Source organism: Streptomyces nanshensis, from assembly GCF_001751255.1.
GTDB classification, from domain to species: domain Bacteria; phylum Actinomycetota; class Actinomycetes; order Streptomycetales; family Streptomycetaceae; genus Streptomyces; species Streptomyces nanshensis_A.
The window spans coordinates 1-12,793 of the sequence record NZ_LJGW01000246.1; the positions used below are offsets into that span (position 1 = coordinate 1).

General features: G+C 72.1%; 9 protein-coding genes and 1 pseudogene. 8 read left to right on the forward strand and 2 right to left on the reverse strand.

Annotation, left to right across the window (positions count from 1 at the left end; translation table 11 throughout):
• Positions 1–580, reverse strand: a pseudogene (locus AN218_RS14190) (PucR family transcriptional regulator); the annotation flags it as partial.
• 245 nt (positions 581–825) lie between these two features.
• On the opposite strand from AN218_RS14190, the gene AN218_RS14195 reads away from it, so the two are divergent.
• From AN218_RS14195 to cimA, 7 genes are all read left to right on the forward strand, one after another.
• Positions 826–1,755: a proline dehydrogenase family protein gene (locus AN218_RS14195; RefSeq protein WP_070017223.1), complete on the forward strand. Its 930-nt coding sequence runs from the start codon at positions 826–828 to the stop codon at positions 1,753–1,755.
• Between the two features lie 42 nt (positions 1,756–1,797).
• Positions 1,798–3,429, forward strand: coding sequence for an L-glutamate gamma-semialdehyde dehydrogenase (pruA, locus tag AN218_RS14200; RefSeq protein WP_070017211.1), 1,632 nt, complete (start codon positions 1,798–1,800; stop codon positions 3,427–3,429).
• A gap of 111 nt (positions 3,430–3,540) precedes the next feature.
• Complete coding sequence (locus AN218_RS14205; protein ID WP_070017213.1) at positions 3,541–4,242, forward strand: HAD family hydrolase; 702 nt, start codon at positions 3,541–3,543, stop codon at positions 4,240–4,242.
• A 317-nt stretch (positions 4,243–4,559) separates the two neighbouring features.
• Positions 4,560–4,691 carry a hypothetical protein gene (locus tag AN218_RS38760; RefSeq protein ID WP_258396463.1) on the forward strand — a complete coding sequence of 44 codons (132 nt, stop codon included), beginning with the start codon at positions 4,560–4,562 and terminating at the stop codon, positions 4,689–4,691.
• Between the two features lie 96 nt (positions 4,692–4,787).
• Entirely contained in the window at positions 4,788–5,825 is a 1,038-nt protein-coding gene (locus AN218_RS14210; protein ID WP_070017215.1) for a 3-isopropylmalate dehydrogenase, read from the forward strand.
• A gap of 230 nt (positions 5,826–6,055) precedes the next feature.
• Complete coding sequence (locus tag AN218_RS14215) at positions 6,056–7,159, forward strand: branched-chain amino acid aminotransferase (RefSeq protein WP_070017217.1); 1,104 nt, start codon at positions 6,056–6,058, stop codon at positions 7,157–7,159.
• A gap of 517 nt (positions 7,160–7,676) precedes the next feature.
• Positions 7,677–9,296, forward strand: coding sequence for a citramalate synthase (gene cimA, locus AN218_RS14220; protein WP_070017219.1), 1,620 nt, complete (start codon positions 7,677–7,679; stop codon positions 9,294–9,296).
• A gap of 56 nt (positions 9,297–9,352) precedes the next feature.
• Here cimA and AN218_RS14225 read toward each other — a convergent pair whose 3' ends face one another.
• Positions 9,353–10,615 (reverse strand): cytochrome P450 family protein, encoded by a 1,263-nt coding sequence (locus tag AN218_RS14225; RefSeq protein ID WP_070017221.1) that lies wholly within the window; start codon positions 10,613–10,615, stop codon positions 9,353–9,355.
• A 244-nt stretch (positions 10,616–10,859) separates the two neighbouring features.
• Here AN218_RS14225 and AN218_RS14230 point away from each other — a divergent pair.
• Positions 10,860–12,793 (forward strand): polysaccharide lyase 8 family protein (locus tag AN218_RS14230; RefSeq protein ID WP_070017222.1); only part of this gene is annotated, 1,934 nt, incomplete at its 3' end.

Genomic DNA, 12,793 nt, shown 5'->3' on the forward strand with positions numbered 1-12,793 from the left:
CGGCCTCCCGCCAGGGAGCCACCGCCACCAGCGCGAGCGGCCCCGAGGCGGCCGGGCCGAGCAGCCCGGCCAGCTCGGCCGCCGTCTCCTCGCTCCTGCTCCGCTCGTCCTCGGTGAGCAGCGCCCGCAGCAGCTCGCCCGTACGGGCCTCCGCACGCGCCTCCGCCGCCAGCAGCGCCCCGATCCGCGAGGCCACCGCCATCGCGGACGCCAGCCGGGGGTCGGCGAGGTCGAGCGCGCCGTCGTCCATCAGCCAGATGTAGCCGTGGACGACGCCTCCGTGGCGTACGGGCAGACAGATCCGGCCGTGCTCGACCCCGGCCGCCGGGTCCGGGTCGATGCGGACGGGCCGGGTGGCCCGTGTGATGCCGAAGCTCTCGAACCAGGAGCGCACCTGGCTGCTGGAGCGCCGCCCCAGGATCGAGCGTCTGCGTACCGGGTCCAGCGCGGGTTCGGCCCCTTCGCCGTCGCCCTCGTGGGCGCCGAAGGCGATCAGCGCGAAGTCGCGGCCCTCGAGGGTCGCGGGGGTGCCCAGCAGGGCGCAGACCTCGTCGACGAGTGCCTGGTAGTCCTCGCGCATGTCCGTCCCGGAGTCTCCGTCGTCCCGTTGTTCCGCCGCCATTCTCGTACAGATGTCTGAGATCTCGGCCACGGATGCGTGACAGGTGTCGATGGCCCCCTTCCGGCGCGATCCTTAGATTCAGGGTGGCTTCCGACGCCGTGGCACCCGCCCCCTTCGTCCTCGTCCCCGCACCGGCGGCGACGGACGGAGCGGCCCGCCGCGCGACGCCCGGAGCGCGAAGTCGATCGTCTGTGGAGGTGCCCGTGTTCGGTCCAGTGCTCCTCGCCGCCGCACGCAGTGACGGCATCCGCCGTCTCGTCTCGTCCGCGCCGGTCACGCGCCCCGTCGTGCGGCGCTTCGTCGCGGGCGAACAGCTCGGCCCCTGCCTGGAGACCGTACGGTCGCTCACCGCGCGGGGCCTCGACGTCACCCTCGATCACCTCGGCGAGGACACCACCGACCGCAGCGAGGCGCTGCGCAACCGCGACGCCTATCTCGCGCTCGCCCACGCCCTGGCCGACGGCGGCCTCGGCCCGCGGGCGGAGATGTCGGTGAAGCTGTCGGCCTTCGGGCAGGCGCTGCCGGACGGCGGCCACGACATCGCGCTGGCCAACGTACGTCCCGTCGTCGAGGCCGCGGCCGAGGCCGGCACCACCGTGACCCTCGACATGGAGGACCACACCACCGTGGACTCCACCCTCGCCGTCCTCGCCGAGCTGCGCCGCACCTTCCCGCAGACCGGGGCCGTGCTCCAGTCCTGTCTGCTGCGGACCGAGGACGACTGCGGGGCTCTCGCCGGCGAGGGCTCGCGCGTACGGTTGGTCAAGGGGGCGTACGACGAACCGGCGTCCGTCGCCTACCAGCGCAAGGCCGATGTGGACCGCGCGTACGTGCGCTGTCTGAAGATCCTGCTCTCCGGCAGGGGCTACCCGATGATCGGCACACACGACCCGCGGATGGTCTCGATCGCGCAGGAGCTGGCCCGGCGACTGGGCCGTAAACACGACGAGTTCGAGTTCCAGATGCTCTACGGGATCCGCGACGCCGAGCAGCTCCGGCTGGCGGCCGAAGGCCACCGGATGCGCGTATACGTGCCCTACGGCACCGACTGGTACGGATACTTCATGCGGCGCCTCGCGGAGCGTCCGGCCAACCTCGGATTCTTCCTCCGCTCGCTCGCCACCCGCGGCTGAACAACCCTGAAAGTGCCCTCGTACGAAGGAGAGACGGCAGCCATGGACGCTGTGACCCAGGTCCCCGCCCCGTACAACGAGCCGGTGCACACCTATGCGCCCGGCAGCCCCGAGCGTGCCCGCCTGGAGCGCAAGCTCAAGGAGCTCGCCGAGAACCCCGTGGATCTGCCGATGACGATCAACGGGGAGAAGCGGATGGGCGGCGGCGCGCGCGTCGACGTCGTACAGCCGCACCAGCACGCCAAGGTCATCGGCACCTACGCGAACGCCACCCGGCAGGACGCGCAGGACGCCGTCGACGCGGCGCTCGCCGCCGCGCCCGCCTGGCGCGCGATGTCCTTCGACGACCGGGCCGCGATCATCCTCAAGGCCGCCGAGCTGCTGTCGGGTCCGTGGCGCGAGACGATCGCCGCGTCGACGATGCTGGGCCAGTCCAAGACGGTCCAGCAGGCCGAGATCGACGCGCCCTGCGAACTGATCGACTTCTGGCGCTTCAACGTGCACTTCGCGCGTGAACTCCTCGCCGAGCAGCCCCCGATGCAGCCCAAGGGCGTGTGGAACCGTCTCGACCACCGTCCGCTGGAGGGCTTCGTCTACGCGATCACGCCCTTCAACTTCACGGCCATCGCCGGGAATCTGCCCACCGCGCCCGCGCTGATGGGCAACGTCGTGGTCTGGAAGCCGTCTCCGACGCAGACGCACTCCGCCGTGCTGCTGATGGAGATGCTGGAGGAGGCGGGCCTGCCCAAGGGCGTCATCAACCTCGTCACCGGCGACGGCAAGGAGGTCTCCGAGGTCGCGCTGCCGCACCCGGACCTGGCCGGTGTGCACTTCACCGGTTCGACGAAGACCTTCCAGTACCTGTGGCGCACGGTCGGGGAGAACATCGAGCGCTACCGCTCCTACCCGCGCATCGTCGGCGAGACCGGCGGCAAGGACTTCATCGTCGCCCACCCCAGCGCCGACGCGGCCGTGCTGAAGACGGCGATGGTGCGCGGCGCCTTCGAGTACCAGGGGCAGAAGTGCTCGGCGGCCTCCCGGGCGTACGTTCCGCGTTCGCTGTGGGACGGCGGGCTCAAGGACGAACTCGTCGCCGAGACCGAGGGGTTGGCGATGGGCGACGTCAGCGACCTGTCCAACTTCATCGGCGCCGTGATCGACGACCGCGCCTTCGCGAAGAACAAGGCCGCCATCGACCGCGCGAAGCAGGACCCGACCTGCGAGATCCTCGTCGGCGGCGCATACGACGACTCCGTGGGCTGGTTCGTGAAGCCGACGGTCATCGCCTGCACCGACCCGGACAACGAGGTCTTCTCCGAGGAGTACTTCGGCCCGATCCTCGCCGTGCACGTCTACGAGGACGGCGACTGGGAGCCGATGCTGGAGCAGATGGAGTCCGTCGCGGACTACGCCCTGACCGGTGCCGTCCTGGCCAAGGACCGGGCCGCCCTGGCCGAGGCGAGCGAGAAGCTCCGCTTCGCCGCGGGCAACTTCTACCTCAACGACCGGCCCACCGGGTCGATCGTCGGCCAGCAGCCCTTCGGCGGCGCCCGTGCCTCCGGCACCAACGACAAGGCGGGCTCGAAGTTCAACCTGATCCGCTGGATGTCGCCGCGCGCCATCAAGGAGACGCAGGTGGCCCCGACCGACTACCGGTACCCGCACATGGGCTGACGCGACGCCTTCGCGTGAACTCCCCGCGGCCCGGCACCCGTTGACACGGTGCCGGGGCCGCGGCGTCCGCGCCCGTACGTCGTCGTCCGGCGCCCTGCTAGCGTCCGGCGCATGCCGATCCGCGCTGTGCTCTGGGACGTCGACGACACCCTCTTCGACTACACCGGCTCCGACCGGTCCGGCGCGCTGCGGCACCTGGAGGCCGAACGGCTGCTGGAGCGCCACGCGTCCCCGGAGGCCGCCCTCGCGCGCTGGCGGGAGGTCATGGACGAGCAGTTCGCCCGCTTCCTCTCCGGCGAACTCGGCTTCCACGAGCACCGCAGGGAGCGGGCCCGCGGCTTCCTCGGCACACCTTTGACGGACGACGAGGCCGACGGCTGGTTCGCCCGCTACGTCGCGCTCTACGAGCAGGCGTGGACGCTCTTCCCGGACGCCGTCCCCGCACTCGACGCGCTCACCCCCGGCTACCGGCACGGCGCCCTGTCCAACTCCTCCACCGCCAACCAGGAGCGCAAGCTGCGCCGCCTGGGCATCCGCGACCGCTTCGAAGTCCTGCTCTGCGCCGACGAGATCGGCCACGCCAAGCCCGCCCCCGAGGCGTTCCTCGCCGGCTGCGCGGCGCTCGGGCTGCCTCCGGGAGAGGTCGTGTACGTGGGGGACCGGTACGACATCGACGCACGTGCCGCCGACGACGCCGGGCTGTGCGGCGTCTGGATCGACCGCGCCGGCAGCCCCGTACCGCGGTCCGCCGCACAGGTGCGCCGGATCACGGGCCTCGCCGAACTCCCCGCGCTGCTGGCGGCCCTGCTGTAAGGCGCCGCGCACTCTGCGCACCGGTACGGGTCCGCTCCCGTACCGCCCCAACCCCGCGCTCCCCGGCCCTCGGTGGCCTGAATCGAGTGGTGTTCGTCTCAGATAGTAGGAAGGCCAACTAATTGGCGAGACATCACGGCGATCGGGTTCTACCTTTGTGGAAGCCGAACGTTCTCGCTCATCCAGCGAACGGCGGAGAGGCCCGGTGCCCGAGCTCAGGTGACCCCTGACGCACCGTCCCGCCCCCGCCCCTTCCGGCGTCGCCAGCCCCCACCTTCCCTTCTTGAAGCCTGTGTGTGCAGAAGGAGTTGCTGATCATGGATGAGACCGCACGCCGCCGTGTCCGGCACGCCGCCCGTACCAAGCGCGAGGCCGACCGCAGGAACGCCGCGGCAGCCCTCCAGCGCGCCCTGGACCGCCGGGACAACGGCGGCGCCACCGGCCACTGAGCCCCACGTACCGCGTGAAGCCGGTCCCGGGAGCGGGCCACGTCCGCGATATGGACGGTGAATGTCAGCTCCTGGGACGGCAGGTAGGGTCGCCGCATGTCTCGCAGCATCAGCCTCGCAGTGATCCCCGGTGACGGTATCGGCCAGGAGGTCGTGGCCCAGGGCCTGAAGGTCCTCACGGCCGTCCTTCCCCAGGACGTGAAGCTGGAGACGAAGGACTACGACCTGGGCGCCCGCCGCTGGCACGCCACCGGCGAGACCCTGCCCGACGCCGAACTGGCCGCGCTCCGCGGCCACGACGCGATCCTGCTCGGCGCCATCGGCGACCCGAGCGTCCCCTCCGGGGTGCTGGAGCGCGGGTTGCTGCTCAAACTGCGGTTCGCCTTCGACCACTTCGTGAATCTGCGCCCCTCGAAGCTCTTCCCCAACACCGAGACTCCGCTCGCCGGCCGCCCGGACATCGACTTCGTCGTCGTACGCGAGGGCACCGAGGGCCCGTACGTCGGCAACGGCGGCAGCATCCGTACCGGGACGCCCGCCGAGGTGGCCAACGAGGTCAGCGTGAACACCGCGTACGGCGTCGAGCGGGTCGTGCGGGACGCGTACGAGCGCGCACAGGCGCGGCCGCGCAAGAAGCTGACCCTCGTGCACAAGAACAACGTGCTCGTGCACGCCGGGCACCTGTGGAAGAACCTCTTCGACCGGATCGGCGAGGAGTACCCGGAGGTCAGCACCGACTATCTGCACGTCGACGCCGCGACGATCTTCCTCGTCACCGACCCGGAACGCTTCGACGTGATCGTCACCGACAACCTCTTCGGCGACATCATCACCGACCTCGCCGCCGCCGTGAGCGGAGGCATCGGGCTCGCCGCGTCCGGGAACATCAACCCGGCCGGCGACTTCCCGTCCATGTTCGAGCCCGTCCACGGCTCGGCGCCCGACATCGCGGGCCAGGGCAAGGCCGACCCGACGGCGACGGTGCTCTCCGTCGCGCTCATGCTGCGCCACCTCGGCCTGGAGGCCGAGGCCGCCCGCGTCGAGGAAGCGGTCACGGCCGACCTGGCCGAACGCCCCGCGGACCGTACGACGGAGCAGACCGGCGACGCGCTCGCCGCCCGCGTATCCGGCTGACCCGGCGCAGGATCTCGCCGGGCATCGGTGCCCGGCCGCTGTGCCAGTGAGGGGTCGGGGTGCCACCATCCACTCAGGGGCCGCCCACCCGGACTCCCTCCGCGGGCCCGCGCGCGTGATAATCGGTCGCGGGGGCCGACGCACGAGGGAGAACCCGGACGTCCCGGCACGGCGACGAAGGGTGCACGGGAGCGCGGTCCGCCACGACACACAGTGAAGGACGCGCTCACATGACGACGCCTCGAATCGACTTCGACCTCAAGCCCTCCTCGCAGCCGCTGCCCGCCGCGGAGCGCGAGGCGGTGCTGGCCAACCCGGGCTTCGGCCGTCATTTCACGGACCACATGATCACCATCGAGTGGACCGAGGGCCGCGGCTGGCACGACGCACAGCTCCAGCCGTACGCGGCGCTGCAACTCGATCCCGCCAACATGACGCTGCACTACGCGCAGTCGATCTTCGAAGGGCTCAAGGCCTACCGGCAGCCCGACGGATCGGTCTCCGCGTTCCGTCCCGACGCCAACGCCCGGCGGTTCCGGCGCAGCGCGCGCCGGCTGGCCATGCCGGAGCTGCCGGAGGAGACGTTCATCGAGGCGTGCGAGCTGCTCGTGCGGCAGGACGAGGCGTGGGTGCCGGAGCCGGGCGAGGAGTCGCTGTATCTGCGGCCGTTCATGTTCGCCACGGAGGTCGGCCTCGGCGTGCGCCCGGCGAACCGCTATCTGTTCATGCTGATTGCCTCGCCCGCCGGCTCGTACTTCCCCGGCGGGGTCAAGCCGGTCTCCGTCTGGCTCTCCCAGGAGTATGTGCGGGCGGCGCCCGGCGGCACCGGCGAGGCCAAGTGCGCCGGGAACTACGCCGCTTCGCTCGTCGCACAGGCCGAGGCCGCCGAGCAGGGCTGCGACCAGGTCGTGTGGCTGGACGCCCTGGAGCGCCGCTACATCGAGGAGATGGGCGGCATGAACCTCTACTTCGTGTACGGCTCGGGCGCCGACGCGAAGATCGTCACGCCCACGCTGACCGGCACCCTGCTGCCCGGCATCACCCGCGCATCGCTGCTCACGCTCGCCGCCGACCTCGGCTACGCCACCGAGGAGGCGCGGCTGACCGTCGACGAGTGGCGCGAGGGCAACGCGGACGGCAGCATCACCGAGGTCTTCGCATGCGGCACCGCCGCCGTCATCACGCCCGTCGGCGAGGCGAAGTACGCCGGCGGTAAGTGGAGCGTGGGCGACGGGCAGCCCGGCGAGATCACGATGCGGCTGCGCGAGGCGCTGCTCGCCCTCCAGGCCGGGCAGGGCGAGGACCGGCACGGCTGGATGCGGCGGCTGGCCTGAGAAGGGCGGTAGCGGGCGGCGGTACGGGGAGGCCCGGGAGCCTCCGCCGCATCGCCGCCGCCCCCTCCCGGCTGCTTCGTTCACGGCCGCTTCGGCGCTGCTCCCTGCCGCTCCCGGACCGCGCCCCTCCGCGCTCTTACTCGCACGTCCCGCACGTGATTTTTCGCATGGTGAGACGCCTTGCGGGACCGGGGGCGCTTTGTGCAAGACTCCCCGCGTGTCCTCGTTCGCCATGATTATCGGCAGCAGGCGCGCCGGTCCCCGGTGACCGACTGTCCGCACGAACCCCGTGCGGCGGCGGCACCCTTCCGCGACCCGCGCGCCCGACCTCTCGCACCCGCGAGAGGTTTTTTGCTTTCCGGCCCACCCGCAGCCGGAGGCGGCGGCGCAGCGGCGGCCCGTACGAACGGCCGCCCGCAGGACGAGAGCCCACAGCGGAGAACCGGGACGCAGGGAGCCCGCCCCACCGAACTCCCCGTATCCCCCAGGAGCACATCCACCAGGAGCCACAGCAGCCATGAGCACCGACGCCCCGGACGCCCCTGTCGCACCGGACGACAGCTTCCACCTCTTCGACACCACCCTGCGCGACGGAGCACAGCGCGAGGGCATCAACCTCACCGTCGCCGACAAGCTGACCATCGCCCGGCACCTCGACGAGTTCGGCGTCGGCTTCATCGAGGGCGGCTGGCCGGGGGCCAACCCGCGCGACACCGAGTTCTTCGAGCGTGCCCGCGCCGAGATCGACTTCCGGCACGCACAGCTCGTGGCCTTCGGCTCGACCCGTAAGGCGGGCGTGCGGGCCGCGGACGACGCGCAGGTCAGGGCCCTGGTGGACTCGGGCGCCCCGGTCGTGACGCTCGTCGCCAAGTCCCATGACCGGCATGTGGAGTTGGCGCTGCGCACCTCGCTGGAGGAGAACCTCGCGATGGTCCGCGACACCGTCGCGTATCTGCGGGAGCAGGGCCGCCGGGTCTTCGTGGACTGCGAGCACTTCTTCGACGGCTATCTCGCCGACGCCGCGTACGCGAAGCAGGTCGTCGCCGCCGCCCATGAGGCCGGGGCCGACGTCGTCGTGCTGTGCGACACCAACGGCGGGATGCTGCCGGCGCAGGTGCAGGCGGTCGTACGCACCGTGCTCGCCGACACCGGCGCCCGCGTGGGCATCCACGCGCAGGACGACACCGGCTGCGCCGTCGCCAACACCCTGGCCGCCGTGGACGCGGGCGCCACCCATGTCCAGTGCACGGCGAACGGCTACGGCGAGCGCGTCGGCAACGCCAACCTCTTCCCCGTCACGGCCGCGCTCCAGCTCAAGTACGGGAAGCAGGTGGTGCCGCAGGGCGCGCTGGAGGAGATGACGCGCATCTCGCACGCCATCGCCGAGGTCGTCAACCTCGTCCCGTCCACGCACCAGCCGTACGTCGGCACCTCGGCGTTCGCGCACAAGGCGGGTCTGCACGCCTCCGCGATCAAGGTCGACCCGGATCTGTACCAGCACATCGAGCCCGAACTCGTCGGCAACACCATGCGGATGCTCGTCTCCGACATGGCCGGGCGCGCCTCCGTCGAGCTGAAGGGCAAGGAGCTCGGCTACGACCTGGAGGGCGACCGCGAACTGGTCGGGCGGATCGTGGCGCGGGTCAAGGAGCAGGAGCTGAAGGGCTACACGTACGAGGCGGCCGACGCCTCGTTCGAGCTGCTGCTCCGCGACGAAGTGCACGGCCGCGCACGGCGGTTCTTCCGTCTGGAGTCCTGGCGGACCATCGTCGAGCAGCGCCCCGGCGGTGACCAGGCCAATGAGGCGACGGTCAAGCTGTGGGCCAAGGGCGAGCGGATCGTCGCCACCGGCGAGGGGAACGGCCCGGTCAACGCGCTCGACCGTGCGCTGCGCAGCGGACTGGAGCGGCTGCACCCGGAGCTGGCGAAGCTCTCGCTCGTCGACTACAAGGTCCGCATCCTCGAAGGCGGGCACGGCACCGACTCCACGACGCGGGTGCTGGTCTCCATGAGCGACGGCTCGGGGGAGTGGTCGACGGTCGGCGTCGCGGACAACATCATCGCCGCGTCCTGGCAGGCGCTGGACGACGCCTACACGTACGGGCTGCTGCGGGCGGGGGTCGAACCGCACGAGTGAGGCGGAGCGGAGGTGGGCGGCCCGGCCGTGTGGACAGGTGCCCGCCGCCGCTCGCCTCAGCCGCCGAGCCGTACCGGCAGGGTCCGTGTGCTGTTCCCGACGAAGCTCGGCAGCGGCGTCAACTCCCCCTCGGGCACGGCGAGTCCGAGGTCCGGATGGCGGGCGAAGAGCGCTTCGAGTGCGATGGCCGCCTCCATCCGGGCCAGCGGAGCGCCGAGACAGAAGTGCGGCCCGTGCCCGAGGGAGAGATGGCGCTTGTCGGCGCGGGTGACGTCGAAGACGGCCGCGTCCTCGCCGTACGTCCGCGGGTCGCGCCCGGCGGAGGAGTAGCCGGCGAGGACGGGCGTGCCGGCGGGGATGACCGTGCCGCCGACGGCGAGGTCGGCGGTGGGGTAGCGGAACGGGAAGTAGCTGACGGGGCTGTCGTAGCGCAGCGTCTCCTCGACGACGTCGTCCCACGAGGCCGATCCGCCGCGTACCAGAGCGAGTTGGGCCGGGTGTGCGCACAGGGCCCGTACGGCGTTGGTGATCAGATTGAGCGTGGTCTCGTGTCCGGCGACGATCATCAGCAGCAGGGTGCCGACGAGTTCGGTCTCGCTGAGCCGGTCCCCGTCCGTCTCGCGGGCGGCCACGAGCGCGCTGGTGAGGTCGTCGCCGGGTGCGGCACGGCGGGCGGCGACGACCTGGGCGAGGACCTGGACGATCTCGCGGTTGGCCGCGATCACCTCGGCCGGCTCGCTGCTCGTACTGACGAGCACGCCGGACAGGTGGTGCAGCCGGTCGCGCAACGCGGGCTCCACGCCGAGCAGTTCGCTGATGACGCCCATCGGCAGGGGATAGGCGAAGTGCTCCCGCAGATCGACCGTGGCGTCCGCGTCGGCGGCCCGCGGCAGCGCGTCCAGCAGCGACGCGGCCAGCTCGGCCACGCGCGGACGCAGGCTCTCCACGCGGCGGACCGTGAACGCCTTGCTCACCAGCCCCCGCAGCCGCCGGTGGTCCGCGCCGTCGGCGGTGGTCATGCCCTCGACGGTGGCGAAGACCGCGAGCGGCCAGCCCTCGGGGACGCGGCCCTCCTGGAGGGCGGTGAAGTGCCGGGCGTGCTTGGCCACTCGGGGATCGGTGAGGAACTCGCGCAGCTCGGCGTGGCCGGTGACGGCGTACGCCTCGACCTCTCCCGGCAGGGTGACCGGGACGGCCGGACCGCGGGCGCGCAGTCGCTCGTTGACGGCGTGCTGGCCGGCTCCACTCGGGTCCATCCGGTGCGGAGCGTGTGCGCGCTGCGCGTCGCCGGTGTGCGGTGCCTCGGGTACGTCGGTCATCTGACGGTGCTCCTGCGGGGCCGGTGGGTGCGGACGGCTCTCCCGTCCCTCTGAAGGCTCCGCTCAACGGCCTCGCGCCGCAAGGGAATTGCCCGCCGGGTGCGGGCCGGTTCCCACCGGCCGCCGTCCGCGACCCGCCGCGCGGGCCCCATTGCCGGGCGCCCCCGTGGCTGCTAGACCGTCGGGGGACCCGAGAGGTCTATGCCACTTCGCGCCCTTCGAGAGGGGTACACACGTGCCGCCCATGCCGATCTGGCCCAGACGCACCGTTCTGTCCGCACTCTCCGGCCTGTCCGTCCTGCCCGTCGCCTCCGCGGCGGCGGCCGGCCTCACCCTGGCGACCCCCGTACCCGCGGCGGCCTCCGCCCGCAGCGGCCCCCAACAGCCGCCCGCCGCCGACGACTTCGCCGCACTGCGCGAACGCTGGCTCGGCCTGCTGCTCGGCACCGGATACGACCCCGCGGCCGAGCCGTACGCCTCCCGTCTGGCGGAGACGGGCGAGGAGGCGGCGGCGCTGCGGGCGGAGATGCGACCCGAGAGCGGCTCCCTCTTCCCCGGCTACCCCTTCGACCCGCCCTCCGGGATCACGCAGTCCTACCAGCGGCTCGCGACCATGACCCAGGGCTATGTCCAGGACGGCACCGGCCAGACCGGCGACACCGGGCTGCGCGACGCCGTTCTGGCGGGTCTGGCCCACGTCCACGAACGCGTCTACCACGCCGGGCAGGAGCCGTACGGCAACTGGTGGGAGTGGCAGATCGGCACCCCGCGACTGCTGCTGGACACCGTCGCGATGCTCTACGACGAGATCCCGGCGCAGCAGCGCGCCGACTGGCTCGCCGCCGTCGACCACTTCCTCCCCGAGTCCGTCTTCGACGACTACAGCGGCCACTCCACGGGCGCCAACAGGGTCGACTTCTGCCGCGTCTACGCGGTGCGCGGCATCCTCGGCGAGGCCCCGGAGAAGATCGCGCTGGCCACCGCCTCGCTCTCGCCCGTCTTCCCGTACGTCACCGAGGGGGACGGGCTCTACGCCGACGGCTCGTTCGTCCAGCACACCTGGGTCGCCTACTCCGGTACGTACGGCTATGTGCTCCTCGACGGGCTCGGCAGGCTCTTCACGCTGCTGGACGGCACGAGTTGGCAGGTCACCGATCCCGCCCGGCAGATCGTCCTCGACAGCGTCGAGAACGCGTACGCGCCGCTGCTCCACGACGGGCTGATGATGGACAGCGTCAGCGGACGGGCTGTCTCGCGCGGCGTGCTCAAGCAGGACACCCGGCGCATCCACCAGAGCGACCACACGCGGGGGCACCAACTCCTCGCCGCCGTCGCCCTGTTGGGCGGCGGAGCGAGCGAGGCCGAGCGGCGCCGCTGGAACGCGATGGTGCGCGGCTGGATCGAGCGGGACACCGCGCTGCCCGTGCTCACCGACACCCAGTTCGACGTCGCGGACCTCGCGCGGCTGCACGCGGTCGCACAGGAGGAGGGCGAGAGCGCCGCCGAGCCCGTCGGGCACCGCCTCTTCCCCGCCATGGCGCGGTCGGTCCACCGGCGTCCCGGCTGGTGCGCCGGCATCGCCATGTCCTCGGACCGCATCGCGTACTACGAGGCGGGCAACGGCGAGAACCCGCGCGGCTGGCACACGGGATCCGGGATGCTCTCCTGGTGGGGGCCGCCGGAGACCCTCGACCAGTACACGGACGACTTCTGGCCCACCGTCGACTGGTACCGCCTGCCGGGCACGACCGTCTCCGCCAAGCGCCTCCCGGACAACGCGGGCGGCGAGTGGGGCGAGCCCAAGCCGGCCACGGCGTGGGCGGGCGGCGCGACGGACGGCGAGTACGCGGCGGTGGGCCAGGACGTACGGGGCCTGGAGAGCACCCTCACCGCCCGCAAGTCCTGGTTCTGCGTGGACGACGCCGTGATCTGCCTCGGCGCGGGCATCGGCTGCCAGGACGGCACGGAGGTGGAGACCGTCTTCGACAACCGCCGACTGGGCGCGCCCGGAGGGGACTTCACGGGTGCCGCGCTCACCGTGGACGGCGCGGTGCACCCGGCGGAGCCCGCCGCGAAGGGCGGCCGTCCGCGCGTCACGGACGGCGCGCGCTGGGCGCATCTGCCGGGACACGGCGGCTGGGTCTGGCCCGGCGGCACCCGGCTGCGGGTGCTGTGCGA

Excerpts from the sequence above, each read along its gene's own strand:
- pruA (WP_070017211.1), top strand. The coding sequence starts at position 1,798 with ATGGACGCTGTGACCCAGGTCCCCGCCCCGTACAACGAGCCGGTGCAC.
- AN218_RS14205 (WP_070017213.1), top strand. The coding sequence starts at position 3,541 with ATGCCGATCCGCGCTGTGCTCTGGGACGTCGACGACACCCTCTTCGAC.
- AN218_RS38760 (WP_258396463.1), top strand. The coding sequence starts at position 4,560 with ATGGATGAGACCGCACGCCGCCGTGTCCGGCACGCCGCCCGTACCAAG.
- AN218_RS14210 (WP_070017215.1), top strand. The coding sequence starts at position 4,788 with ATGTCTCGCAGCATCAGCCTCGCAGTGATCCCCGGTGACGGTATCGGC.
- AN218_RS14215 (WP_070017217.1), top strand. The coding sequence starts at position 6,056 with ATGACGACGCCTCGAATCGACTTCGACCTCAAGCCCTCCTCGCAGCCG.
- cimA (WP_070017219.1), top strand. The coding sequence starts at position 7,677 with ATGAGCACCGACGCCCCGGACGCCCCTGTCGCACCGGACGACAGCTTC.
- AN218_RS14225 (WP_070017221.1), bottom strand. The coding sequence starts at position 10,615 with ATGACCGACGTACCCGAGGCACCGCACACCGGCGACGCGCAGCGCGCA.